General features: G+C 73.6%; 28 protein-coding genes. 5 read left to right on the top strand and 23 right to left on the bottom strand.

Going from position 1 to position 24,264, the window contains the following annotated elements; translation table 11 throughout:
* The first annotated feature begins 116 nt into the window (after positions 1–116).
* Together ACFYL6_RS29520 and ACFYL6_RS29515 are read left to right on the top strand one after the other, a co-directional pair.
* Positions 117–992 (top strand): terpene synthase, encoded by an 876-nt coding sequence (locus ACFYL6_RS29520; RefSeq protein ID WP_387176250.1) that lies wholly within the window; start codon positions 117–119, stop codon positions 990–992.
* A gap of 137 nt (positions 993–1,129) precedes the next feature.
* Entirely contained in the window at positions 1,130–2,956 is a 1,827-nt protein-coding gene (locus ACFYL6_RS29515; RefSeq protein ID WP_387176248.1) for an AMP-dependent synthetase/ligase, read from the top strand.
* 66 nt (positions 2,957–3,022) lie between these two features.
* Here ACFYL6_RS29515 and ACFYL6_RS29510 read toward each other — a convergent pair whose 3' ends face one another.
* Entirely contained in the window at positions 3,023–4,477 is a 1,455-nt protein-coding gene (locus ACFYL6_RS29510) for a PLP-dependent aminotransferase family protein (protein ID WP_387176246.1), read from the bottom strand.
* 59 nt (positions 4,478–4,536) lie between these two features.
* Here ACFYL6_RS29510 and ACFYL6_RS29505 point away from each other — a divergent pair, with 59 nt between their 5' ends.
* Complete coding sequence (locus ACFYL6_RS29505; RefSeq protein ID WP_387176244.1) at positions 4,537–5,208, top strand: YitT family protein; 672 nt, start codon at positions 4,537–4,539, stop codon at positions 5,206–5,208.
* A 101-nt stretch (positions 5,209–5,309) separates the two neighbouring features.
* Positions 5,310–5,771 carry a hypothetical protein gene (locus tag ACFYL6_RS29500; protein ID WP_091407765.1) on the top strand — a complete coding sequence of 154 codons (462 nt, stop codon included), beginning with the start codon at positions 5,310–5,312 and terminating at the stop codon, positions 5,769–5,771.
* A 5-nt stretch (positions 5,772–5,776) separates the two neighbouring features.
* Here the strand turns inward: ACFYL6_RS29500 and hisF are convergent, their stop codons facing one another.
* From hisF to hisD, 12 genes are all read right to left on the bottom strand, one after another.
* Positions 5,777–6,544 (bottom strand): imidazole glycerol phosphate synthase subunit HisF, encoded by a 768-nt coding sequence (gene hisF / locus ACFYL6_RS29495; RefSeq protein WP_387176242.1) that lies wholly within the window; start codon positions 6,542–6,544, stop codon positions 5,777–5,779.
* A gap of 73 nt (positions 6,545–6,617) precedes the next feature.
* The gene (locus ACFYL6_RS29490; protein ID WP_387176240.1) at positions 6,618–7,613 is read right to left on the bottom strand and encodes an NADP-dependent oxidoreductase; all 996 of its coding nucleotides are present in this window, start codon (positions 7,611–7,613) and stop codon (positions 6,618–6,620) included.
* 47 nt (positions 7,614–7,660) lie between these two features.
* Positions 7,661–8,092: an organic hydroperoxide resistance protein gene (locus ACFYL6_RS29485; RefSeq protein WP_387176312.1), complete on the bottom strand. Its 432-nt coding sequence runs from the start codon at positions 8,090–8,092 to the stop codon at positions 7,661–7,663.
* Positions 8,093–8,097: 5 nt separating this feature from the next.
* Positions 8,098–8,544: a MarR family transcriptional regulator gene (locus ACFYL6_RS29480; protein WP_238661684.1), complete on the bottom strand. Its 447-nt coding sequence runs from the start codon at positions 8,542–8,544 to the stop codon at positions 8,098–8,100.
* Between the two features lie 80 nt (positions 8,545–8,624).
* Positions 8,625–9,014, bottom strand: a complete 390-nt coding sequence (locus tag ACFYL6_RS29475) for a RidA family protein (RefSeq protein ID WP_350861187.1) — start codon at positions 9,012–9,014, stop codon at positions 8,625–8,627.
* Entirely contained in the window at positions 9,011–9,736 is a 726-nt protein-coding gene (gene priA / locus ACFYL6_RS29470; RefSeq protein ID WP_238661682.1) for a bifunctional 1-(5-phosphoribosyl)-5-((5-phosphoribosylamino)methylideneamino)imidazole-4-carboxamide isomerase/phosphoribosylanthranilate isomerase PriA, read from the bottom strand. The genes ACFYL6_RS29475 and priA overlap by 4 nt, the downstream gene beginning before the upstream one ends.
* A 14-nt stretch (positions 9,737–9,750) precedes the next feature.
* Entirely contained in the window at positions 9,751–10,074 is a 324-nt protein-coding gene (locus tag ACFYL6_RS29465; protein ID WP_355423004.1) for a hypothetical protein, read from the bottom strand.
* Between the two features lie 36 nt (positions 10,075–10,110).
* Complete coding sequence (gene hisH, locus ACFYL6_RS29460; RefSeq protein WP_387176237.1) at positions 10,111–10,743, bottom strand: imidazole glycerol phosphate synthase subunit HisH; 633 nt, start codon at positions 10,741–10,743, stop codon at positions 10,111–10,113.
* A gap of 13 nt (positions 10,744–10,756) precedes the next feature.
* Entirely contained in the window at positions 10,757–10,927 is a 171-nt protein-coding gene (locus ACFYL6_RS29455) for a hypothetical protein (protein ID WP_354945317.1), read from the bottom strand.
* Complete coding sequence (gene hisB / locus ACFYL6_RS29450; protein ID WP_030334475.1) at positions 10,927–11,538, bottom strand: imidazoleglycerol-phosphate dehydratase HisB; 612 nt, start codon at positions 11,536–11,538, stop codon at positions 10,927–10,929. Before hisB ends, ACFYL6_RS29455 begins: the two co-directional genes overlap by 1 nt.
* Positions 11,535–12,608 (bottom strand): histidinol-phosphate transaminase, encoded by a 1,074-nt coding sequence (locus ACFYL6_RS29445; RefSeq protein ID WP_387176235.1) that lies wholly within the window; start codon positions 12,606–12,608, stop codon positions 11,535–11,537. Before ACFYL6_RS29445 ends, hisB begins: the two co-directional genes overlap by 4 nt.
* Positions 12,605–13,927, bottom strand: a complete 1,323-nt coding sequence (gene hisD, locus ACFYL6_RS29440) for a histidinol dehydrogenase (RefSeq protein WP_387176233.1) — start codon at positions 13,925–13,927, stop codon at positions 12,605–12,607. The genes ACFYL6_RS29445 and hisD overlap by 4 nt, the downstream gene beginning before the upstream one ends.
* Positions 13,928–14,033: 106 nt before the next feature.
* Here hisD and ACFYL6_RS29435 point away from each other — a divergent pair, with 106 nt between their 5' ends.
* A complete protein-coding gene (locus ACFYL6_RS29435) occupies positions 14,034–14,738 on the top strand; it encodes an LON peptidase substrate-binding domain-containing protein (RefSeq protein ID WP_387176231.1) in 705 nt (234 codons plus the stop codon).
* Here the strand turns inward: ACFYL6_RS29435 and ACFYL6_RS29430 are convergent.
* The 10 genes from ACFYL6_RS29430 to ACFYL6_RS29385 form a co-directional block, all read right to left on the bottom strand.
* A complete protein-coding gene (locus ACFYL6_RS29430) occupies positions 14,653–15,477 on the bottom strand; it encodes a DUF2567 domain-containing protein (RefSeq protein ID WP_387176229.1) in 825 nt (274 codons plus the stop codon). The genes ACFYL6_RS29435 and ACFYL6_RS29430 overlap by 86 nt on opposite strands.
* Before the next feature lie 56 nt (positions 15,478–15,533).
* The gene (locus ACFYL6_RS29425; RefSeq protein WP_387176227.1) at positions 15,534–17,315 is read right to left on the bottom strand and encodes an AAA family ATPase; all 1,782 of its coding nucleotides are present in this window, start codon (positions 17,313–17,315) and stop codon (positions 15,534–15,536) included.
* 74 nt (positions 17,316–17,389) lie between these two features.
* Positions 17,390–18,421 carry a hypothetical protein gene (locus ACFYL6_RS29420; protein ID WP_387176225.1) on the bottom strand — a complete coding sequence of 344 codons (1,032 nt, stop codon included), beginning with the start codon at positions 18,419–18,421 and terminating at the stop codon, positions 17,390–17,392.
* A 42-nt stretch (positions 18,422–18,463) separates the two neighbouring features.
* Positions 18,464–19,408 carry an RluA family pseudouridine synthase gene (locus ACFYL6_RS29415; RefSeq protein ID WP_387176223.1) on the bottom strand — a complete coding sequence of 315 codons (945 nt, stop codon included), beginning with the start codon at positions 19,406–19,408 and terminating at the stop codon, positions 18,464–18,466.
* The gene (gene lspA / locus ACFYL6_RS29410) at positions 19,405–20,019 is read right to left on the bottom strand and encodes a signal peptidase II (protein WP_387176221.1); all 615 of its coding nucleotides are present in this window, start codon (positions 20,017–20,019) and stop codon (positions 19,405–19,407) included. The genes ACFYL6_RS29415 and lspA overlap by 4 nt, the downstream gene beginning before the upstream one ends.
* 64 nt (positions 20,020–20,083) lie before the next feature.
* Entirely contained in the window at positions 20,084–20,503 is a 420-nt protein-coding gene (locus ACFYL6_RS29405; protein ID WP_238660711.1) for a TraR/DksA C4-type zinc finger protein, read from the bottom strand.
* Positions 20,504–20,730: 227 nt separating this feature from the next.
* Positions 20,731–22,230, bottom strand: coding sequence for a potassium/proton antiporter (locus ACFYL6_RS29400; protein ID WP_387176218.1), 1,500 nt, complete (start codon positions 22,228–22,230; stop codon positions 20,731–20,733).
* A gap of 22 nt (positions 22,231–22,252) precedes the next feature.
* The gene (locus tag ACFYL6_RS29395) at positions 22,253–22,558 is read right to left on the bottom strand and encodes a DUF167 domain-containing protein (protein ID WP_196918900.1); all 306 of its coding nucleotides are present in this window, start codon (positions 22,556–22,558) and stop codon (positions 22,253–22,255) included.
* Positions 22,559–22,568: 10 nt separating this feature from the next.
* Positions 22,569–23,363, bottom strand: a complete 795-nt coding sequence (locus tag ACFYL6_RS29390; protein WP_387176216.1) for a hypothetical protein — start codon at positions 23,361–23,363, stop codon at positions 22,569–22,571.
* Positions 23,364–23,443: 80 nt separating this feature from the next.
* Positions 23,444–24,253, bottom strand: coding sequence for a DivIVA domain-containing protein (locus ACFYL6_RS29385; RefSeq protein ID WP_387176214.1), 810 nt, complete (start codon positions 24,251–24,253; stop codon positions 23,444–23,446).
* Between the last annotated feature and the right edge of the window lie 11 nt (positions 24,254–24,264).

Here is a 24,264-nt window from a genome sequence, read left to right as displayed (position 1 = left end):
CACCGCGCCGCTCCGCGCCGGGCGGCACGAAGTGGGGGCGCATTGTGCGGGACTTCGCGATTTCGGCGCTGCGGGAACCCCCGTTTCCCACGGGCCGCCATCGGGCCACGGATCAGGTGGCGAGTGAGAGCATCGAGTGGGCGCGCGCGTTCGGGCTGGTCGATTCCGGCCAACGGGTGCGCCGCCTGGAACATGCCGACGCCGCCGGGCTGGCCGGTCGCGCCTGCCCGGACGGCTCGACCGAGGGGCTGCGGCTGCTCACCGACCTGATCAGCTGGCTCTTCGTGATGGACGACGCCTGCGACGAGGACGGCCTCGGCGCCGACCCGGTCCGCATGGGCCCGGCGATCAGCACCCTGCTCGACGTGCTGGACCGGTGCGGTGACCCGGCCGTCGTACCGCCCGCGGTCGGGCCACTGGGTGACGCGCTGCACGACCTCTGCCGCCGGACCCGGCTGCACGACCACGCGGGGCTGCTGCTGCGGTTCGTCAGCCAGATGCGGGAGTACCTGCTGGCGCTGCTCTGGGAGGCGGGCAACCGGGAGCGTCGGCGCGTACCGGAGGTGGCTGAGTACGTGCAACTGCGCCGGCACATCGGCGGCGTGCACCCCTGCCTCACCCTGACCGACCTGGCGTCGACACGGCCCTCCGGGCCGACCCAGCGCGCCGACCCGGGGCTGGTCGCCCTGGACCTGCTGGCGGTGGACCTGGTCTGCTGGTGCAACGACCTCTTCTCCTACGGCAAGGAGAGCCAGGCCGACCCGGACGCGCACAACCTGGTCACGGTGATCGCCCAGGACAGCAACGCGGACGAGGCGACCGCGCTGCGGAGTGCGGCACACCGGTTCAACCAGGGGTTGGCGACGTACCTGGACGCGGAGGAGGCACTCCGCGCCGCCGGCGACGACCGGATCCGCGACGCGTTGGCCGCCCGGCGCAACTGGGTCCGGGCCACCTACGACTGGTCAGTGGTGGCTGCCCGGTACGCCTGATCGACCGTACCGGTTGGTGGGACGGGACGGCCGGACGATCACCGGGGCTAGCCGATGCACGCCGACAGGCAATACTCTTCGGTAACCATCATGACGTGACGACCGTCACGCCACCACCCCCGAAGGCGGCTACAGCGATGGCTCTCGATGTACCGTACCGCTCCATCCCGGACATGTTCCTCAAGCGCGTGGCGGCCACCCCCGACCGGAACGCGTTCGCGTCCCCGAACCCCGACGACTCGGGGCCGGTCTGGCTGACCTGGGCGCAGGTCGGCCAACGTGCCAAGGCGGTCGCCGCCGGCCTGCACGGCCTGGGCGTCGGCCAGGAGGACCCGGTCGCGATCCTCGCCAACACCCGGCTGGAGTGGGTGATCGCCGACCTCGGCATCATGTGCGCCGGCGGCGCGACCACCACCGTCTACCCGACCACCGAGCCGGCCGACGCGACGTACATCATCGCCGACTCCGGCTCGAAGGTGCTGTTCGCGGAGAATCCGGCCCAGGCGGCGAAGATCGCCGGGGCGACCCTGCCCGCGCTCACCCACGTGGTGCTCCTCGACGGCACCGTCGACCCGACCGCCGCGATTCCGCAGTTGACGCTCGCCGAGCTGGAGGAGCGCGGCGCGCAGGCGCTGGCCGCCGAGCCGGAGCTGATCGACATGCTGGTGGCCGGCATCGGCCCGGACCACCTGGCCACCCTGATCTACACCTCCGGCACCACCGGCCAACCCAAGGGCGTCGAGCTGCTGCACGGCGGCTGGTGCTGGGAGGCCGTGGCGCAGGCGGAGGTTGGGCTGCTGCGCGACGACGACCTGCAGTACCTGTGGCTGCCGCTGGCCCACTCGTTCGGCAAGACCCTGCTCTGCGGCGCCATCCACGTCGGCCTGCCCACCTACGTCGACGGGCGGGTGGACAAGCTCGTCGACCTCCTCTCGGTCATCCGTCCGACGCTGATGTGCGGCGCTCCCCGGGTGTTCGAGAAGGTCTACAACAAGGCCGTGACCACCGCGCAGGGCGCCGGCGGCGCGAAGGCGAAGATCTTCGGCTGGGCGGTCGGCGTCGGCAAGGAGAAGGTCACCCTGGAGCAGGCCGGCAAGCCGGTGCCGGCCGGGCTGAAGCTGCGTTACGGGCTGGCCGAGAAGCTGGTGTTCAGCAAGCTCCAGGCCCGCCTGGGCGGCCGGATGCGGGTGCTGGTGTCCGGCGCCGCGCCGCTCAGCCCGGAGATTGCCACCTTCTTCGCCGCCGCGAACCTGCCGATCTCCGAGGGCTACGGCCTGACCGAGACCAGCGCCGGCAACTTCGTCAACCCCCCGGCCGGGCTGCGGATCGGCACGGTGGGCCGGGCGATGGGCGACCTGGAGTGCAAGATCGACACCGACGGGGAGATCCTGGTGCGGGGTCGGCCGGTGATGCGCGGCTACCACAACCTGCCGGAGGAGACCGCCGCTTCGTTCACCGAGGACGGCTTCTTCCGGACCGGTGACATCGGCACCCTCGACGAGCAGGGCTACCTCCGCATCACCGACCGCAAGAAGGACCTGGTCAAGACCTCGGGCGGCAAGTACATCGCGCCGTCGCACATCGAGGGCATGTTCAAGGCCATCTGCCCGTACACCTCGCAGGCGGTCGTCGTCGGTCAGGCCCGCAACTTCTGCACGATGCTGGTCACGCTGGACCCGGACGCGATCCGGGGCTGGGTCGCCGGCGGCCCGCTGGAGGGGCGCAGCTACACCGAGATCGTCGCGTCGGCTGAGGCCCAGACGATGGTCGAGGAGTACGTCGCCCAGCTCAACGCCAAGCTCAACCGCTGGGAGACGATCAAGAAGGTGGCCATCCTGCCACGCGACCTGACCATCGAGGACGGCGAGATCACCCCGTCGTTGAAGATCAAGCGGCGTGGTGTGGAGAGCAACTTCGCCACCGAGATCGACAAGATGTACGCCGGCACCCTCGCCGAGCTCTGACGCGTCGCCGGTGGCCCCGTACCCCGCTCGGGTGCGGGGCCACCGGCATTCGTGGCCGAGGGGCGCTCAGGCGATGACGGCCGGCTCGCGCCACCGCTGGCGGCCGGCCCGGTCCAGGTCGTAGCGGACCGCGGCGATCCGTCCGACGGCCTCCACGAGGTCCGCCGCGGGCAGGGTGAACGGCAGCCGCAGGAAACGTTCCAGGGTGCCGTCCAGGCCGAACCGGGGGCCGGGCGCCAGCCGTACGCCGACCTCCTCCGCGGCTCGGGCCAGCGCGCTCGAGACCGGGCCGTCCAGCTCGGCCCAGAGCGTCACGCCACCCCGGGGCACGGTGACCCGCCACTCCGGCAGCCGGTGCGCCAGCGCGCCGAGCAGGGCGTCCCGCTGGACGGCCAACTGGACGCGACGGTCGGCGACGATGGCCTCGGCGTCGGCGAGCAGGTGCACCGCGACCAGTTGGTCCAGCACGGGGCTGGCCATGTCGACCCCGACCCGCACGGCGGCCAGCCGCTGCACCTGCGGCGCGGACGCGCGTACCCAGCCGATCCGCAGGCCACCCCAGTAGGGCTTGCTCATTCCCCCGATGCTGACCACCCGGCTGTGCCGGTCGTAGGTGGCGACCGGGGGTGGCAGCTCGGTGCCGTCCATCGACAGGTCCACGAAGGACTCGTCGATGATCAGGTCGGTGCCGACCGCGTGCGCGGCGGCCACCACGCGCTCGCGCAGCGAGGCGGGCATCAGGTGCCCCGTCGGGTTCTGGAACTCCGGAATCAGGTAGGCCAGCTTGGGCCGGGTCTGCCGGAGACTGCCCAGCAGCAGGTCGGGCTCCCAGCCGGCGTCGGCGGCCAGACCGTGGGTGGTGATCCGGGCCCGCCGGCCGGCCAGCGCGGCGAGGGCGTTGGGGTAGGTCGGGGACTCGACCAGCACGGTGCCGCCCGGGGCCAGGGCGAGCCGCAGCACCAGATCCAGTGCGTGCTGGGTGCCGCTGGTGACCATGATCTGGTCGGGCGAGGTGGGCAGACCCCGGGCGGTGTACGCGTCGGCCACCGCCTCGCGCAGCTCGATGATGCCGGTCGGGTGGTAACCGGCTCCGCTCAGGTAGCGGGGCAGGTCCTCGGTGGCGGCCCGGGCGGCCGACAGCAGTTGCGGCGGGGCAGCCAGCGCGGCGACGCCGAGGTCGAGCATCTCCCGGTCGTCCAGCGGGGTCCACAGGCCGGTGCTGGCCACCCGGTGGTTGCCGGGCAGCATCGTCCAGCTGCCGGCGCCCCGACGGCTGGCCAGGTGCCCGGTCTCGCGTAGCTGGCGGTAGGCGGCGGTGACCGTGGTCCGGCTGATCCGCAGCGCCTCGGCCAGCTCCCGTTCGGCCGGCAGTCGGACGCCCAGCGGCAGCCGGCCGTCGGCGAGCAGCCCGCGCACGGTGCCGGCCAGAGCGGCGTAGTCGGGGCTGCGGCGGCGGCCCGGCAGGGCATGCCACTGCCCGAGCAGACGGGCCAATTGGACGCCGCGCACCTGCCCGGTCATAGCCACTCCTCGGATATTGGCTTCTTCCTCGACGAGGATTGGCACCTAGGGTGGCATGCATGGCACTGCTTGGCAATCTGCGGCACCGGCCGGTTCGACGGTTGGTCCAGCTCTACCTCGGGCTCGCGCTCTACGGCGTCAGCATGGCCCTGATGATCCGCTCCCACCTGGGCCTCGACCCGTGGGACGTGTTCCACCAGGGCCTCTCCGAGCTGACCGGGCTCTCCTTCGGCACGGTCACCATCGGCGTCGGCGCACTGGTCCTGCTGCTCTGGATCCCCCTGCGGCAGCGGCCCGGCCTCGGCACGGTCAGCAACGTCGTGGTGATCGGCCTGGTCGTGGACGCCACCCTGGCCCTGCTGCCCGCGGGTGGCCCGCTCAGCGTCCGGATCGCGATGCTGGTCACCGGGATCGTCGCCAACGGCGCCGCCACCGCCCTCTACCTCGGCGCCCGGTTGGGGCCCGGCCCCCGCGACGGCCTGATGACCGGGTACGTCGCGCGGCGGCCCGGCCGGTCGGTCCGGCTGGTGCGCACCGTCATCGAGGTCACCGTGCTGGCGCTGGGCTGGCTGCTCGGCGGCACGGTCGGCGTGGGCACCGTCGCGTACGCGTTGGCCATCGGCCCGTTGGCCCAGTTCTTCATCCCGCTGTTCGCCGTGCCGGAGGGCGCCGCACCCGATGGCGCCGCGCCTCCGCCGGGTAGCCCCGCGCCGGCCACCCCGGCGGGCTGAACCCTCACCGACCGTCCGCGGACCGGTACGTGGCGGTGGTGCCGCGTACCGGTTGGAGGGTGGGTGTTCCCTTCCGCGACGCGCGCCGTCATCATCTCTGCATGGGGGAGAACGGTTGGCGCTGGAACGACGCCTGGATCTTCGTGTCGCTCGTCATCGCGAGCGGGGCCGGACGGCACCGTCGGTCGGCGACAAGTCGACGGCCGGAGGGCGTCCGCCTGACCGACGTGCTCTCCACCGCCGACCACCTCAACCACGCGATCCCGCAGCGACACGAGGTGGAGGCCGCGGTGCAGCGGCTGGTCGGCGCCGGGCTGGTCAGCGTCGCCGACGGCTGGTTCCGGATCACCGCCGAGGGTGAGCAGCTGTGGCGTACCCGCCCGCGTGCGGGTGTGGCGACCATGGTGGACACCGTGCAGGGTGTGCTGACCCGCCGGCACGCGCCCGGCAGCGCGGACTGGATCCTGGACGAGGCCGACCACGCGGCTGCCGTCCAGGAGTACGCGGTCCGTTCGATCCCCACCCCGCGTCGGTCACCGGAGGGGCACTCCGGCGAGCGCTGACCGGCTCAGCGCACCGGATGGCCGCCGAGGCGCAGCGCGTCCTTGACCTCGGCGACGGTCAGCTCACCGAAGTGGAAGACGCTGGCGGCGAGCACCGCGTCCGCGCCGGCGCCGATCGCGGGCGGAAAGTGGGCCACCTCGCCGGCGCCCCCACTGGCCACCACCGGCACGTCCACCACCGCTCGCACCGCGGCGATCAACTCCAGGTCGAAGCCCGCCTTGGTGCCGTCGGCGTCCATCGAGTTGAGCAGGATCTCGCCCGCGCCCAGCTCGGTGCCCCGGTGCGCCCACCACACGGCGTCGATGCCGGTGCCGCGCCGACCCCCGTGCGTGGTCACCTCGAAGCCACTGGGCGTGCCGCCGTTCGGCGACCGACGCACGTCGAGGGAGAGCACGAGCACCTGCCGGCCGAACCGGTCGGCGATCTCGGCGATCAGCTCCGGACGCGCGATGGCGGCGGTGTTCACGCCGACCTTGTCCGCCCCGGCGCGCAACAGCGTGTCCACGTCGGCGACCTGCCGGACCCCACCGCCGACGGTCAGCGGGATGAACACCGACTCGGCGGTGCGGCGCACCACGTCGAGCATGGTGCCCCGGTCGCTGGAGGACGCGGTGACGTCGAGGAAGGTCAGCTCGTCCGCGCCGGCCCGGTCGTACGCGGCGGCCAGCTCCACCGGGTCGCCAGCGTCGCGCAGGTCGAGGAAGTTGACCCCCTTGACCACCCGTCCGGCGTCCACGTCCAGACAGGGGATCACCCGTACCGCCACCGTCATGCCGCGAGCCTATCCTCCGTACGCGCGACGGCGGCCGACCCGATCGGGTCGGCCGCCGCGTACGAGGTCTACGTCACACCTTGACGAGCATCTTGCCGAGGTTGTCGCCGCGCAGCACGCCGATGAACGCCTCCGGGGCGTTCTCGATGCCGTCCACGATCGTCTCGTCGTAGGACAGCGTGCCCTCGCGCAGCCAGCCGGCGACGTCGCGGACGAACGCCGCCCGCACGTCGTTGTGGTCGTTGACCAGGAAGCCGCGCAGGGTGAGCCGCTTACCGATGACCAGGGCCAGGTTGCGCGGCGCGGGCGACGGCTCGGTAGCGTTGTACTGCGAGATCATGCCGCAGATCGCGGCCCGGCCGTGCAGGTTCATGGCCGAGATCGCCGCCTCCAGGTGGTCGCCGCCGACGTTGTCGAAGTAGACGTCGACGCCGTCCGGGGCGGCCGCCCGCAGCGACTCGCGGACCCCGTCGTGGTAGTCGAAGGCGGCGTCGAAGCCCAGCGCCAGCAGCCGCTCGACCTTGGCCGGCGAGCCGGCGCTGCCGACCACCCGGCCGGCGCCCTTGAGCTTGGCGATCTGACCGACCAGGCTGCCGACCGCGCCGGCCGCGGCGGAGACGAAGACCGTCTCGCCGGGCTTCATCGCGGCCACCTCCAGCAGCCCGGCGTACGCGGTCAGCCCGGTCATGCCGAGCACGCTCAGGTACGCGCTGACCGGGGCGACGCTCGGGTCGACCGGACGGGCCGCGGTCGCGTCGAGCAGCGCGTACTCCCGCCAGCCCAGCCCGTGCAGGACGGTGGACCCGACGGCGGTGCCCTCCGCCTCGCTGGCCACCACCTCGCCGATCGCGGCACCGTCGAGCGGCGCGTCGAGCGCGTACGGCGCCACGTACGACTTGACGTCGTTCATCCGTCCGCGCATGTACGGGTCGACGGACATGTATTGATTGCGGACCACGATCTGGCCCGGTCCGGGCGTCGGAACCTCGGTCTCGACGAGCCGGAAGGTGTCGTCGGTGGGCCAACCCTGGGGGCGGCTGGCCAGGTGGATCTCGCGGTTGCTGGTCATGGGGTGGTCGTCCTCTCGTCCGCGGGTGGGGGCCTGGGGCCGCGAGGTCACGCGGGCAGGGTCTCGCGGACGGTCAGGGTCACGTCGACGTTGCCACGGGTGGCGTTGGAGTACGGGCAGACCTGGTGGGCCTGCTCGACGATCTGCTCGGCGACCTCGCGGGACGCGGCGGGCAGGTCGACGACGAGTTGCACGGCGAGGCCGAAGCTGCCGCTGCCGTTCGGGCCGATGCCCACCTCGGCGCCGACCACGGAACCGGTCACGTCGGCCTTGGCCCGGCGGGCCACCAGCCGCAGCGCGCTGTGGAAACAGGCCGCGTAACCGGCGGCGAAGAGCTGCTCGGGGTTGGCCCCGCCGCCGGCGCCGCCCATCTCCTTCGGCAGGGCCAGGTCGAGCGCGAACGTGCCGTCGGAGGTCTCGACGTGGCCGTCCCGGCCGTCGCCACTGGCGGTCGCGGACGCGGTGTAGAGCACCTGCATGATGGTCACTGCTCCTTCTGTCGGTGGATGGTGTCGGTGACCCGGGTGAGGGTGTCGCGCAGCGCGACGAGCTCGCCGAAGCCCAGGCCGGTGGCCTGCGCGATCCGCAGCGGGACGTCGCAGAGCCGCTCGCGCAGCGCCCGGCCCTGCTCGGTGAGGCCCACCTCGACCCGCCGCTCGTCGCGGGCCGACCGCCGGCGCACCACCAGGCCCGCCCCCTCCAGCCGCTTGAGCAGCGGGGAGAGCGTGCCGGAGTCCAGCCGCAGCTCGGCGCCCAACTCGGACACCGTGGGGGCGTCGTCGGGACGCTCCCAGAGCACCAGCAGCGCCAGGTACTGCGGGTAGGTCAACCCGACCTCGTCGAGGATCGGCCGGTAGACGTCGGTCAGTGCGCGCGACGCGGCGTAGAGCGCGAAGCACACCTGCCGGCGCAGCACCAGGTCATCGGTCACCGCTGAACCGTAGCCCACAATTAAGTTGTGCACAACTTATCGGGCCGCGGGCCGGCCAGCAGGCCCTCCGGGCGCGTACCTCAGCGGTCGCCGAGATACGCCTCCAACTCCACCTCGACCAGGTGCTCCGGGTCCAGCAGACCGGCCACCACCACCAGGGTCGCCGCCGGCCGGACCGCGCCGAAGACCGCGTTGTGCGCCCGGCCCACCTCGTCGGCGTGCAACCGGTCCGTCACGTACATCCTGGTCCGGACCACGTCGCCCGGCTCCGCACCCACCTCGGCGAGCGCGGCCAGGCCGATCCGCAGCGCCTGCGCGGTCTGCGCCGCCGCGTCACCGACGTGCACCACCCGGCCGTCCACCGTGGCGGTGCAACCGGCCGTCCAGGCCCGCTCACCAGCCCGGACCACCCGGGAGTATCCGTAACGCTGCTCCCACGGGCCACCCGACCCCAGCCGGGTCGCCGTCACGCCTCGGCCAGCGTCCGCAGCGCCTCGGCCACCGTGAAGGCACCCGCGTAGAGCGCCTTGCCGGCGATCACGCCCTCCACCCCGGCCGACTCCAGGGTCGCCAACGCCCGCAGGTCGTCCAGCGTGGACACCCCACCGGAGGCGATCACCGGCCGGTCGGTACGGGCGCACACCTCGCGCAGCAGATCCAGGTTCGGCCCGCGCATCGTGCCGTCCTTGGTGATGTCGGTGACCACGTACCGGCTCGCACCCGCCTTGTCCAGCCGCTCCAGCACCTCGTACAGGTCACCGCCGTCGCGGGTCCAACCCCGCGCCGACAGGGTGTGCCCCCGCACGTCCAGCCCGATCGCCACCCGGTCGCCGTACTCCGCGACCACCCGGTCACACCAGACCGGGTCCTCCAGGGCGGCGGTCCCGATGTTCACCCGGGCCGCCCCGGTGCCCAGCGCCGCGCGCAGCGACTCGTCATCACGGATGCCCCCGGAGAGCTCCACCTTCACGTCCAACTGGCGCACCACCTCCGCGAGCAGGTGCGCGTTGGTGCCCCGACCGAACGCCGCGTCCAGGTCGACCAGGTGGATCCACTCGGCGCCGTCCTGCTGCCAGGCCAGCGCCGCGTCCAGCGGCTCGCCGTAGATGCTCTCGCTTCCGACGGCGCCCTGCACGAGCCGGACGGCCCGGCCGTCGGCGACATCCACGGCGGGTAACAGGGTGAGGCTCAAGGTCTTCTCCTCGATCAGGTACGACGGTCCAGGGCGATCACGACGATCGCCGGCAGTACGAGCAGCAAGAGCACGATCAGCGCGATACGCAGCGCCAGGTTGTCGACGAACGTCCAGATCAGGATCAACGCCGCGCCGGTGAGCAGCACGATCGCGGCCCGCTCACCCCGAGTGTGCCGGGCCAGCCGCCCGGAGCGACCCCGCCGCAGCCGCGGCGTCAACCCGCGGACCACCGCGCGACGGCGCTGCCGGCGAGCGACCTGGCGCTGCCGGACCGCCCGTTCCCGGGCCTGCTCCGCCTCCCGCTCCGCCCGTCGGCGGGCGCGCTCCCGGCTCACCGCGACGCCCGCCGGTCGGGCACCGCGCGACGGCGCTCAGCCACCGCTGGGCAACGTGGCGAGCCAGTTGCGCAGCAACGCGGCACCGGTGTCGGCGGACTTCTCCGGGTGGAACTGGGCCGCCGACAACGAGCCACGCTCCACCGCCGCGACGAAGTCCGTGTCGTGGTGGGCGGTCGTCACCGTGGCACCGGCACCGGCCAGCGCCGCCGGGTCGCCCATCGCGTACGAGTGGACGAAGTAGAACCGGCTCTGCTCCGGCAACCCGGCGAACAGCACCGACCCCCGGGGTGCCCGGACCGTGTTCCAGCCCATGTGCGGCAGCCGGGTGGCGGCCAGCCGGGTCACCCCGCCGGGCAGCAGCCCCAGCCCCTTGGTCACCACGCCGTGCTCGTCGCCGTGCTCGAAGAGCACCTGCATGCCCACGCAGATGCCGAGCACCGGTCGGCCGGCAGCCACCCGTTCGGCGATCACCGGGCCGGCGCCCAGCGCCTCGATCCCCGCCATGCAGGCCGCGTACGCGCCCACGCCCGGCACCACCAGACCGTCGGCGGCAGCCGCCGCGGCCAGGTCGTCGGTCACCCGCACGTCCGCACCGGCGGCGGCCAGCGCCCGCTCCGCCGAGCGCAGGTTGCCCGAGCCGTAGTCGAGCACCACCACGTCACTCATGTCGTCACCCCGATCACCCGTTGTCCGGCAGCAGGCGCAGCACCCCGGCGACCGTGGCGAGCACCGCGAGCGCCGCGGTGATCAGCACGGCGGCCTTCGGCGCGCCCTGCCGGTAGAGCGACCAGGTGCCACCCACCAGCACCCCGGCCAGGATCAGCAGCAACGTCGGCAACGCGGCACCCATTAGAGAGCGCCCTTCGTGCTCGGGATCGCGCCGGCCGAACGCGGGTCGATCGAGGTGGCCTCGCGCAACGCGCGGGAGACCGCCTTGAACTGCGCCTCCACCACGTGGTGCGCGTCCGGGTGGCCACCCGGACGGGCCGCCCGCAGCACGTCGACGTGCAGCGTGACCCGGGCCGCCTGGCCGAAGGACTCCCAGATGTGCCGGGTCATGCTTGTCGCGTACACCGGCCCGATGTACGGCGCGAGCACCGGCTCGTCGTGCACCACGTACGGCCGACCGGAGAGGTCCACCGCGGCCCGGACCAGCACCTCGTCCATCGGCACGGTCGCCGAGCCGTACCGTCGGATGCCGGCCTTGTCGCCCAGCGCCTGGTCGAACGCCGCGCCCAGGGCGAGCGCAGTGTCCTCGATCGTGTGGTGCGCGTCGATCTCCAGGTCACCCACGGTGCGCACGGTCAGGTCGAAGCCGCCGTGCCGCGCGATCTGGTGCAGCATGTGGTCGTAGAAGCCGACGCCGGTGCTGATCTCGGCGGCGCCGGTGCCGTCGAGGTCGATCTCGACGAGGACCTTGGTCTCCTTGGTGATCCGCTCCACCCGGGCGGTCCGACTCATTGCGAAGTCTCCATTGCAGAAAGGAAGGCGTCGGTCTCGGCGGCGGTGCCGGCGGTCACCCGCAGCCAGCCGGGCAGGCCGACGTCACGGACCAGCACCCCCTGCGCCAGCAGGGCGTTCCAGACGATGGTCTGGTCGCCGCCCACCTCGAAGAGCACGAAGTTCGCGTCGCTGTCGGCGACCCGCAACCCCCGCTCGCGCAGCGTCGCCACGATCCGGTCCCGCTGCACCATGATCGCGCTCACCGTACCGAGAAGGGCATCGCGGTGGGCCACCGCCGCGCGTGCGGCGGCCTGGGTGAGCGCGGAGAGATGGTACGGCAAACGGACGAGCTGCACCGCCCGGACCACCGCCGGGTCGGCGGCCAGGTAACCCAGTCGGCCGCCGGCGAAGCCGAACGCCTTGCTCATCGTCCGGGTGACCGCCAGCCGGGGGTGGCCGGGCAACACCGCGAGGGCGCTGACCGTCCCGGGTCGGGCGAACTCGGCGTACGCCTCGTCGACGACCACCATGCCGGGCGCGACGTCGAGCACCGCGGCGATCACCGCCGGGTCCAGTGCGGTGCCGGTGGGGTTGTTCGGTGAGCAGAGGAAGACCACGTCCGGCCGGTACTCGCGGACCTGGGCGACCGCCTCCTCGGCGGTCAACCCGAAGTCGACGCCGCGCGCGGCGGGCACCCACCGGGTGCCGGTGCCGAGGGCCAGCAGCGGGTGCATCGAGTACGCCGGAACGAAGCCGAGCGCGCTGCGCCCCGGCCCGCCGAACGCCTGCAACAGTTGCTGCTGGATCTCGTTGGAGCCGTTGGCCGCCCACACCTGCTCGACGGTGAGCCCGTGCCCGAGATATTCGGCCAGGTCGGCGCGGAGCGCCACCGCGTCCCGGTCCGGGTAGCGGTTCAGCTCGCGCAGCTCGGCCGCGAGCGCCTTGCCGATCGCCTCGGCCACCGGCTCCGGCACCGGGTGGGAGTTCTCGTTGGTGTTGAGCCGCACCGGCACGTCCAGCTGCGGCGCCCCGTACGGCGACAGCCCGCGCAGGTCGGCCCGGATCGGCAGATCGTCCAGGCTGGTCACGCCGCCCCTCCCGGGAAGCGGGCCTGGACCGCCTGGCCGTGCGCGGGCAGGTCCTCCACGTTGGCGAGGGTGACCACGTGCGGGGCCACGTCGCGCAGCGCGGCCTCGGTGTATTCGATCAGGTGCACGCCGCGTAGGAAGGACTGCACGGACAGGCCGGAGGAGTGCCGGGAACAACCGCCGGTGGGCAGCACGTGGTTGGAGCCGGCGCAGTAGTCGCCGAGCGACACCGGCGACCAGGCACCCACGAAGATCGCCCCGGCGTTGCGGACCCGCAGCGCCCACTCCCGGGCGTCGACCGTCTGGATCTCCAGGTGCTCGGCCGCGTACGCGTCGACGACCCGCAGCCCCGCCTCGAGGTCGTCGACCAGGACCACACCGCTCTGCTCACCGGTCAGCGCCGTGGTGACCCGCTCGGTGTGCTTGGTCGCCGGCACCTGCCGGGCCAACTCGGCCTCGACCGCCTCGACCAACGCCACCGACGGGGTGACCAGCACGCTCGCGGCGAGCGGGTCGTGCTCGGCCTGACTGATCAGGTCGGCGGCCACGTGCGCCGGGTCGGCCGTGTCGTCGGCCAGGATGGCGATCTCGGTCGGCCCGGCCTCGGCGTCGATGCCGACCACGCCGCGCAACAGCCGCTTGGCGGCCGTCACCCAGATGTTGCCGGGGCCGGTGATCAGGTCGACGGGGTCGCAGCGCAACTCACCCGCCGGGTCCACCGCCGCGCCGTACGCCAGCATCGCCACCGCCTGGGCGCCGCCGACGGCGTACACCTCGTCGACGCCGAGCAGCGCGCACGCGGCGAGCACCCGAGGGTCGGGCAGGCCGCCGTTGTCCTTCTGCGGCGGGCTGACCACCACCAGCGAGCGCACCCCGGCCGCCTGGGCGGGCACCACGTTCATCACCACTGTCGACGGGTACATCGCCAGGCCACCGGGCACGTAGAGGCCGACCCGGTCGACCGGCAGCCACCGCTCGGTGACCGTGCCGCCGGGCACCACCGGGGTGGTGTGGTCGGTGCGCCGCTGGTCGGCGTGCACCCGACGCGCCCGGGCGATGGATTCCAGCAGCGCGGCGCGCACCGCCGGGTCGAGCACCCCTTCGGCCTCGGTGATCGCCTCGACCGGCACCCGCAGCACCTCCGGGGAGATGCCGTCGAACCGTTCGCTTGCCTCCCGGATCGCCGGGTACCCATGCTCACGGACCGCCTCCACCAGGGGCCGGATGCGCTCGACGGCGACGGACACGTCGAGCTGGGCACGGGGCAGCAGGCGGCGCGGGTCACCGAGACCGTCGCGCAGGTCGATCCGATTCAGCACTCTTGCGAGTCTAGGCGGCCGGCCCGACGTCCACCCGAGCCGCCCGTCCGCCGGGACGGTGAGCCGGGCCACGCCCCGGAGGGCGAGATTGGTTAGGCTCGACCATGTGACCGCACGGCTGCCGGTGTTCCCGCTCGCAACGGTGCTCTTTCCCGGGTTGGTGCTGCCGTTGCACATCTTCGAGGAGCGCTACCGGGCGCTGGTCCGACACCTGGTCGACCTGCCCGAGGGCGCCCCGCGTGAGTTCGGCGTGGTGGCCATCCAGGCCGGCTGGGAGGTCGCGCCCGCCGGTCCCGGGGGCCGGGCGATGCCGGGCGTCGGCGAGGTGACGCTGCACGAGGTGGGCTGCACCGCCGAGCTGCGCCAGGTGACCGAGTTGGCCGATGGCGGTTTCGACATCGTCACGGTCGGCCGCCGCCGGTTCCGGATCGCAGAGGTCGACGACAGCGCCGAGCCCTACCTCACCGCCGACGTCGAGTGGCTGCCCGACCCGGGCGGCCCGGACGAGGTGGCCGACCTGCTGGCCGCCCGGGTGATCGCGGTGTTCCGGCAGTACCTCGGCCTTATCCGCTCCGACCCGGAGGAGATCTCCGAGCAGTTGCCGGAGGACCCGACGGTGCTCTCGCACCTGGTGGCGGCGACCGCGGCGCTGACCGTCGACGACCGGCAGCGGCTGCTGGCGATCGACGACACCGCCTCCCGGCTCCGCGCCGAGCTGCGGTTGCTCAACCGCGAGGCGGCTCTGCTGCGTCAGGTGCGGGCGGTTCCGGTGCCGCTGGCGGAGCTGGCGTCCCCGCCGACACCCAACTGAACTCCCCCGGTTCGGGCTCCGGGCGCAGCCCCGGCCACCGCGACCAGCCGGCCAACAGGGTGTACATGACCGCGGCCCCGAACGCCGGCAGCAGCAGGTTGCCGTGCGGCACCGGCAGCACGCCGAGCAGCCAGTCCACCCCACCGGCGCGCAGGTCGGCGGGTTTGCTGAAGGCCTGCCCGGCCGGGGCGGTGTCCAGCAACCGGTCGAAGGTGGCCAGGCCGATCCGCCGCCCCACCTGCCAGGCCACCGGCGCGGCGGCCAGAGCGCCGAGCACCGCGGCGAGCAGCCCGATCGGGCCGCGCCGCCGACGCAGCACGAACCACAGGGCGAGCGCCACGAGCAGCCCGAAGGCGAGCCCGAGCAGGCTGAACCAGCCGTCGGCGGCGATCGGCTGCTCCGGTTGCGGCTCGGCGTAGATCGCCCCCTCGGCGGTCTTGAGCACCGGAGTGTCCGGCGCGAGCGCGGCCCAGAGCAGCCCGAGCGGGACACCCAGCGCGGCCAGCGCGAGCACGGCGCCCAGCACCGTCGCCACGGCACGCAGCGGACGGCGCGGCTCGTCGAACCGAAGCTCCAGCGAGCTCTGGTACGCCGCCGAGGCCGGCAGCTGGCTCGGGCCGAACCCGTCCGGCGCGTCCGACGGGTCGACCGCCGGCGGTTTCGCGTCCGGCGTGCGGGGTGGCGCGGGTTGGTCGGCCTCGTCGACGGGCCGCTCAGGGTCGGGGTTGTCCGGGCTCACCCGATGATCCTCTCAGGCCCGCTGCGAGGCCGGGGCTCCGGTGGCGGCAGACCAGCTCACCGGGCGAACGGCTCTACCATCACCGCGGCGGCCCGCAGCCACGCCTGCCGGGTCTCCGGCTGGAGCTGGTGGTACTCGATCGACGACCCGGTCTCCAGAGCCGGGTCGTACGGCACGACGGCCACCCCTCGGGTACGGGTGGCGAAGTGCCGCTCCAGGTCGTCCTGGAGGGTCGAGCGACCGGGGGTCGGGCAGGAGATGAGGGTGATCGCGTTGTCCGCCAACTCGCCCATGCCCTCCTCGTGCAGCAGGTCGAGCATCCAGTCCGCGCTGAACGCCGCGTCCTCCCGGGGCACGGTGGTCACCACCAGTTGGTCGGCGGCCTGCATCACCGTGCGCCAGTTGGGGCTCTCCACGTTGTTGCCGGTGTCCACGCAGACCACGTCGTGGGTACGCCGCAGCAACTCCAGCACCCGTCGCACGGTGAACTGGTCCAATCGCTGGGCGAAGCGCGGGCTCTCCTCGCCGGCCAGCACGTCGTACGAGCCGTCGGAGGCGTGCCGCAGGTAGTCGTCCAGCCGGTCCAGCAGGGTCGCGTCCTCCAGGATCTCGATCTGGGCCAGGTCGCTGATCAGGTGCCGGATCGTCCGGGCGTGCCGGGCGCTGCCGGCGCGCAGGCCGAGGGTGCCGCGCAGCTCGTTGTCGTCCCAGGCCAGCACGCCCTTGCCGCGGACGCTGCCGATCGTCGCCGCGGCGAGCACGGTGGCGGTCGTCTTGTGCACGCCGCCCTTCGGGTTGGCGAAGGCGAACACCCGGGGCGTGCCCAGGTCCCGTTGGAGCACCCCGTTGGCGCGCTCCTGCTCCTGGTCGACGGCCGGTGGCCGCCACTCGATCCGGGCCGGGTAGGCACGTTCGGCGATCGCCGAGCCGACCGTCGGGGTGGGTGGCGGCGGGACGGGAGGGGCGACCGGCGCGGCGACCGGCGGCGGGGCAACCGGCGGCGGGGCAACCGGCGGCGAGGCAACCGGCGCGGCGGCGATCGGTGCGGGCGGCGGCGCGGTCGCCGGGTAGCCGGTCTCCGGCTGGTAGCCGGTCTCCAGCAGGGCGTACCGCGACTCCACCGGCGGGTTGCCCGCCCGGTAGCCGTTGTCCAGCAAGGCGTAGCGCGACGGGACCGGGTCGGGGCCGCGCGGCGGCGGCTCAGGCTCGGCCCGGTACGTCGGCTCGGCCCGGTAGTCCGGCTCCGCCCGGTAGCCCGGCATGGCGCGGTAGTCCGGCTCGGCCCGATAGCCCGGCTCCGCCCGATAGCCTGGCTCGGCCCGGTAGCCGGGCTCGGCCCGGTAGCCGGGCTCGGCCCGGTAGCCGGGCTCGGGCTCGGCCCGGTAGCCGGGCTCGGCGCGGTAGTCCGGCTGCTCGGTCCGGTACGCCGGCTCGGCGCGGTAGTCCGGCTCGGCCCGATAGCCCGGCTCGGTCCGGTACGCGGGCTCGGCCCGGTAGTCCGGCTCCGCGCGATAGTCCGGCTCCGCCCGGTAGGTGGGCTCGGCCCGGTAGGCGGGGTCTACCCGGTAGGTCGCCTCGGCCCGGTAACCAGGCTCCGCGCCGTACGACAGGTCGGCCGGATGCCCGATGGCGGGTGCCCGCCCGGCGTAGCCGTTGGGGGCCGCACGCCGTGGCAGCGGGTCCGGCGACGGCTCCTCGCCGCGCCGTTCCGGCTCGGTCTGTTCCGCGCCGCGACCGCCCCGGGCACGGTCCAACAACGCGCGCCACCGCGGCGCTGGTTCGGCCGGCCGGCCCCAGCCGGTCTCACTGCCCTCCACGGCCCGCCCTCCCAGCGCCATCGATCTCTGTCTGACAGGCTACGAACCCAACCCTATTCGGACCACACCTCAGAACGCACACCAGCCGACCCAGATCACGACGACGGCGGCGGCGACGACTGCTCGGCGACGGTGGCGTCCGGCGAGGTGGTGACGCTCGACGGCGGCGACAGAGCGGGCTCCGGCGCCGACGGTTCGGATGACGGAATCGTCACGACCGGTGCGGGTTCCGACGATTCGCCCACGGGGGTCGGGGGTGCCGGTGCGCTTTTCGCCGGCGCTGGCAGCTCGGCCGGGATCGGCGCGGTGCTCGGCCCGGTGTCGGCCGGCGGACGCACCACGTCACGCTGCTCGGGCAGGGGCGGCGTGAAGACCGTGCGGTCCAGTCGGTACACCTCGGGGGCGGGGTCGACCGCCCGCACATCCGGCCGGGCCGCGACCCCGCGCAGCGCCACCGGTGTCGCGCGAACCACCGCCGCGTAGACGCAGGCGCAGCCGGTGCCGTACGCGACCGCCTCGGCGGCGGCCACCTCGGCGCCGCTGGCGTACTGGTCCCGCAGCTCCCGCTCGCCCACCCCGTCGCCGTCGACCGCGGCGGCCCGGGCCCGGTAGTCGGCGGCCTCGGCCTCCTTGCGGGCCGCCACCTGTGCCATGCCAGCGACCACGTCGTCGGGCACCCGCAGCGCGGGGATCTTGACGATCTCGGTCTGCCGACCGGGCAGCGGAACCCGCCCGAAGACGGTCGAGACGCCGACGTCGCCGAGCACCGTCGCCAGCCGCTGCGGTGGCAGGTACGCGTCGAGCGTGACCAGCGCGTACGTCCCGCCCTCGGCGGTCGGGGCGGACGCGGGCAGCGCGGCCAGGTCGGCCGCGGCCGACCGCAGGTAGCCGGGGACGGAGTCGCCGTCGGCAACGCCGACCCGGGTCACCTCGCCGACCGTCCGGTCGCCGACCGGGGTGTCGTCGACCGCCCAGACGGCGGTGCCCAACACCGCCGCCGCGGAGAGCACCGCGGCCCAGCTGAGCACGCCGGAGCGCGGCGACCGGTCGCCCAGCCGGGCCACGGCCCGGGTCAGCGGCGGCAGCAGCCGTTGGTCCAGCTGCCGCAGCAGGTTGCCGGCGCGCACGGGCGGGATCCCCTCTGTGGATCGGTGTCGGGCGGTCGCCGCTCAGTCACGCAGGATCTGGAGCGCACGGTCCAGGTCGTCAGGGTAGTCGCTGACGAACCGGACCTCGTCCCCCGTTCGGGGGTGCACAAAGCTCAGTTCGCGGGCGTGCAGCCACTGTCGGGCCAGGCCGAGACGGGCCGAGAGGGTGGGATCGGCGCCGTAGGTGAGGTCACCCACGCAGGGGTGCCGCAGGGTGGAGAAGTGCACCCGGATCTGGTGGGTCCGGCCGGTCTCCAGCCGGACGTCGACCAGACTCGCCGCCGGGAACGCCTCCAGGGTGTCGTAGTGGGTGATGCTCGGCTTGCCGCCGGAGACCACCGCCCAGCGGTAGTCGTGGGTGGGGTGCCTGTCGATCGGCGCGTCGACGGTGCCCCGCAGCGGGTCCAGGTGACCCTGCACCACGGCGTGGTAGCCCTTGTCGACCTCGCGGTACTTGAAGGCCCGCTTCAACGCCGTGTACGCCTGCTCGCTCTTGGCCACCACCATGATCCCGGTGGTGCCCACGTCGAGCCGGTGCACCACGCCCTGGCGCTCGGCGGCGCCGCTGGTGGAGATGCGGTGCCCGATCGCGGCGAGCGCGCCGATCACCGTGGGCCCGGTCCACCCGGGGCTGGGGTGGGCGGCCACCCCCACCGGCTTGTCGACCACGACGATGTCGTCGTCGGCGTAGACCACCCGCAGGCCGGGCACCGCCTGCGGCACCACGGTCGGCGGTGCGACCGGGGCGGGCAGCGTGACGTCCAGCCAGGAGCCGGCCTTGACCTTGTGCGAGTTGGGCCGGGCGGCCCCGTCGACCAGGGCGTCTCCGGCGTCGACCAGGGCCGCGGCGGCGGTGCGGGAGAGCCCGAACAGGCGGGACACGGCCTGGTCCAGGCGCATGCCGTCGAGGCCGTCCGGAACCGGAAGGGAACGGTGGTCGCCGCCAGCGGCGAACGCGGAGGTCATGCCCGCTCCCGCTGCTCGGCGCCCGGTGCGGCGTCCGCGGTGGCCGGGCCGCCGTCGCGCCCCGCCCGCCGGCCGTCACGCTGGCGGCCGGTCAGCTCCAACAGGACGGCCAGCAGCACGCCGCAGACCAGCGAGCTGTCGGCCAGGTTGAACACCGGCCAGACCTGACCGTACGGGTCGAAGAGGCTGATCATGTCGACCACGTGCCCGTGGAAGGGGGACGGCGCCCGGAAGATCCGGTCGACGAGGTTGCCCAACGCGCCACCGAGCACCAGGCCGAGGGAGATCGCCCAGGGCAGCGAGCGCAGGCGCAGCGCCATCCAGACGATCCAGCCGACCACCCCGATGGTGATCAGCGGGAAGACCCAGGTGTGGTCGGAGCCGATGCTCCAGGCCGCGCCGCTGTTGCGGGTCAGGCTCAGGTAGACGAACCCGCCGAGCAGGCGGACCGGCTCCCGGTCGGTCAGCGCGGCCAGCGCGAGGTGCTTGGTGACCAGGTCGGCCAGCAGGGCCACCAGGGCGACTCCGGCGAGAATCGCGACGGCCCGGGGCCGGCGGGTGCCGCCGCCCGGGTCGGTGCGGCCGGGTTCGGCGGACGGTACTGCGGTCATTCGCTCCCCATCGACAGTCTTGGCGGTGATCGCTCACCGTCTCATCGCCGCCGGGGAACGGACCTCAGCGCCGCTCCTCCAGCTGCTTGCACGTCACACACTGGGTGGCCGACGGGAAGGCGGCGAGGCGCTCGACCGGGATCGGGTTGCCGCACCGCTCGCACCAGCCGTAACCACCCTCGTCGAGACGCTCCAGAGCGCGCTCCACCTGCGTGATCCGTTCCAGAATGCTGTTGGCGAGAGAGATCTCCTGCTCCCGCTCGAGCGTCTTGGTGCCCGTGTCGGCCTGGTCGTCCCCGGCCGAGTCGGTCAGCCGATCGCGCTGCAGCTCGGTGATCTCACTCAGCGTCTGATCGTACTCGGCACGAAGCTCGTCCCGCCGCGCCGCCAGCGCCGCCCGGATCTTCTCGGTCTCCGCGCTGCTGCGGGTGGCCTTGGCCACCGGCTTGCGCCCGGCGGTCCTGGTGTCGGATGGCTTCGCCATGGGTCGCTCCCTCGGCCGGGGAACCGCGCGGTCCGCGGCGCCTGGGTCAGGGGGCGCCGACCAGGGCGTCCCCTATGTACGAAAAGGGGCGCGCAGCGACGATTGGCCGCGCACTCCGGAGGTTGGCAAGAATACGGAACGTACAGGCGTCCGACAACGTGCCGCACCGTCGCACCGTCTAACAGCCCCTAGCCCTGCCTAACTGGGGCAAAGGGAACGCTAGCAGATCAATTGACCGCCTCATCCCCGTACTCACCAAACCATCGGGCCAGACGACCCCGCCGACTGACCGCCCGCAACCGCCGTTCCGCGGCGTCCCGCACCCCGGCGGTCGCCACGATCAGCAGACTGTCGCCGGTCTTCAACCGGGTGTCCGGTGCGGGCACGAATCCCACGCCGTCGCGCAGCACCAGGGTCACCGACGCGCCCAGCGGGAGCCGCAACTCGTCGACGTGCACGCCCGCCAGTCGCGAGCCGGGCGGCACCTCCACCTGGAGCAGGTCCGCCCGCATCCGCTCCAGCGGCGCGGTCTCCACGTGGATCTCGGTGGCCTCGGCCGGCGCGGTCACCCGCAACCGGCGGGCGAACGGCCCCAGCGTCCCGGTCTGCACCAGCGTGAAGATCACCACCAGCACGAAGACCACGTCGAAGAGCCGCTCCGCGCCGGGCACCCGTTCGGAGAGCGGAATGGTGGCCAGCACGATCGGCACCGCCCCGCGCAGCCCGGCCCAGGACAGGAACGCCTGTTCTCGAAGACCGACCCGGAACGGCACCGCCGAGACGGCCACCGACAGCGGCCGGGCCAGGAGCACCAGGGCCAGCCCGGCGACCACCGCGGGCAGCACCGCCGCGTCCAGCCGGCCCGGCGAGGCCAGCAACCCGAGCAGCACGAACAACCCGATCTGGGCCAGCCAGGCCAGCCCGTCCGCGAAGCCGAGAATCGCCTGCCGGTGCGACAGGCGGGCGTTGCCCAGCAGCACCCCGGCCACGTAGACGGCGAGGAAGCCCGAGGCGTGCAGAACCGCACCCGCGGCGTACGCCAGCACGGTGATGCCCACCGCGGCGATCGGGTAGAGCCCGGCCGAGGGCAGCGCCGCCCGGCGCAGCGCCCAGGTGCCGGCGACGCCCGCGGCCACGCCCACCGCCGCACCGACGCCCAGCTCGTAACAGACCAGCGCGACCTCGTACCACCACGGGTGCGACAAGCTCTGGTGGGACAGCAGCACCACCAGCAGCACCACCGGGGCGTCGTTCATCCCCGACTCGGCCTCCAGGGTCGCCACCAGCCGGGGCGGCAACCGCAGCCGGCGCAGGGTGGCGAAGACGGCCGCCGCGTCGGTGGACGAGAGCACCGCGCCGTAGAGCAGGGCCAGCCGCCAGTCCAGCCCCAGCAGCAGGTGCACGGCGACGCCGACCACCACGATGCTGACGATCACGCCGACCGTGGAGAGCGCGGAGGCCAGCCCGAGCACCGGGCGCAGCGTGGTCCACCGGGCGGTGAGGCCGCCCTCCGCGATGATCACGATCAGCGCGCAGAAGCCGAGGGTCCGGGTCAGCTCGACGTCGTCGAAACGGATGCCCAACCCGCTCTCGCCGATCGCCACGCCCAAGGCCAGGTAGACCAGGAGGCTGGGCACGCCGAGCCGGGTGGAGAGTCGCACCGCGCCGACCGCGACCAGCAGCACGGCCGCGCCGAGCAGCAGCGCGATGTCCAGCCCGGGCGTCACGGCTGCCTTGCCTGGGCTGTCCTCACTCGGCGGATCCGTCGCGCAGGCGGCGCAGCACCTCGGGCAGCTCCGGGCCGGGCCGATCGACGAGGAAGAGCTTGTCCCGGCTGGCCGCGCCGGTACGCAGGGACACCGCCGCCGGTCGGACGCCCAACGCGCCGGCCAACGCCCGGCGGGCCGCCTCGGTGGCCCGACCGTCGACGGCCGGGTCGTGGACCGCGATCACGAGGGCGGGCCCGTGCGGGCCGTCGAAGCGGCCACCCACCCGGTCCCGGGAGGCGCCGGGCTTCACCCGTACCGCCACGGTGAGCGTGTCCTGTGCGGGCACCGGCGCCGCTTCAGATCGGCCGGGCGTCGGCGAGGAGAGCGGTCGCCGGCGCGCAGTGCGCGCACGGGGTGAAGCCGAGTTCCACGGCCTCGGCGACCGGCAACGTCTCGGGCTGCCAGCCAACCAGGTGGGGGCAGCTGTCGAGGTGGTAGCGGGGGCGGCCGTCGACCACCTCGACGGCGTCGAGCAGCCGCGCCACCCGGGCCGCCTCGGCGGCCGTGATCTGCTGGGCGGCCGGCTCGTCGACCGGGACCGCGCGGTCGAACACGTCGTCGGTCGACACCGCGACGGGCGACGCCGGGCTGACCGGCCGGGCCCGCGAGGGCGCCTCGTCCGCCGCGCTCACGAAAGGCGACGCCTGGTCGTACGGCGACGGCTCGTCGAGGGGCGGCGGGTGGGACGGTGCCGCGTCGTCGACGCGCGAGTCGAACGGCGACGCCTCGTCGATCGGCGGCACATGGTCGACCGGCGGCCCGGGTGGTTGCCGCCACCCGGTGCCGCCGGTACCAAACGTCGTGGGCACGTGCTGGACCGGCACCTCCGGCTCGACCAGCGGCGGCCCGTACGCGACACCCGGCGTGGCCTGGCTGGCCGTGCGGGGTGCGTCGGGGTGCTGCCGGTCGGTCCGGCCGGGATCCGCCATGGCGCGGTTGGCGGCTGCCTGGCGGGCGCCCACCACCAACGCCACGGCGGCCAGCAGACTGGCCGCGATGGAGATGACCAACAAGAAGCTGGAGCCACCGGCCAGGCCGAGCACCAGTAGCACCACCGCGACGAGGATGAGCAGAAGACTTGCGACTATCACGGCTCACCCCCGCCGCGTCGAACCGTCCAGGCCGGGCCGGCGACCGTCACCATTGGCGGACAGCGATCGCCGGCCGGTGCTCAGCGTCCGGCTTCGAGGGCGCCGGAACGCCCGCCGCCGCCGTACGAACCAGCGAGACCGGCTGCGGCCAGCCCGTTGCCGCCAGCGACCCGGCCGGCTTCGGAGCGGGTCATCTCGGCCTCGAGGCCCTGGCCGCGACCGTCGAGGTCACGCAGCTGGCTCTCCAGGTACGCCTTGAGCCGGGTGCGGTACTCGCGCTCGAACTGCTTGAGCTCCTCGATGTGCTTCTGCAGCGCCGTGCGCTTGGCGTCCAGGCCGCCCATGGCCTCCTGGTGCCGCTGGCGGGCGTCCCGCTCAAGGGCGTCAGCCTTCGCGCGCGCCTCCCGGGTCACCTCCTCGGCCTTGCCACGAGCCTCGGACAGCAGCTGGTCGGCCTCGCGGCGAGCGTCGGACACGTGGTCGTCGGCGGTGCGCTGGGCCATCATCAGCACGCGCAGGGCCTGCTGCTCACCGTCACCGGTGACGCCGCCGGCCGGGCCGCCGGCCGCGCGGACCTGCTCCAACTCGGCCTGCATCGCGCGGGCAGCCTGCTCGGCCGCCGACTTGTCGCGCTGCACCCGGTCCAGTTGGGCCTTGACGTCATTGAGCTCCGCCGCGAGTCGGGCGTCGCCGCCGGGGCCGGCGGGGGCACCGCCACGGCCGCCGCGCTCCACCTGGGCGCGCAGCTCGTTGTTTTCCTCGATGAGACGGGCGAGCTCGCGCTCGACCTCATCCAGGAAGGCGTCGACCTCCTCCTCGTCATACCCCCGCTTGCCGATCGGCGGCTTTTTGAAGGCGACGTTGTGGACGTCGGCCGGGGTCAGCGGCATCGAAACTCCTC

It is taken from the genome of Micromonospora sp. NPDC007208 (genome assembly GCF_042869175.1).
GTDB lineage: Bacteria > Actinomycetota > Actinomycetes > Mycobacteriales > Micromonosporaceae > Micromonospora > Micromonospora foliorum.
This window is presented reverse-complemented; position numbering and strand designations above follow the sequence as displayed.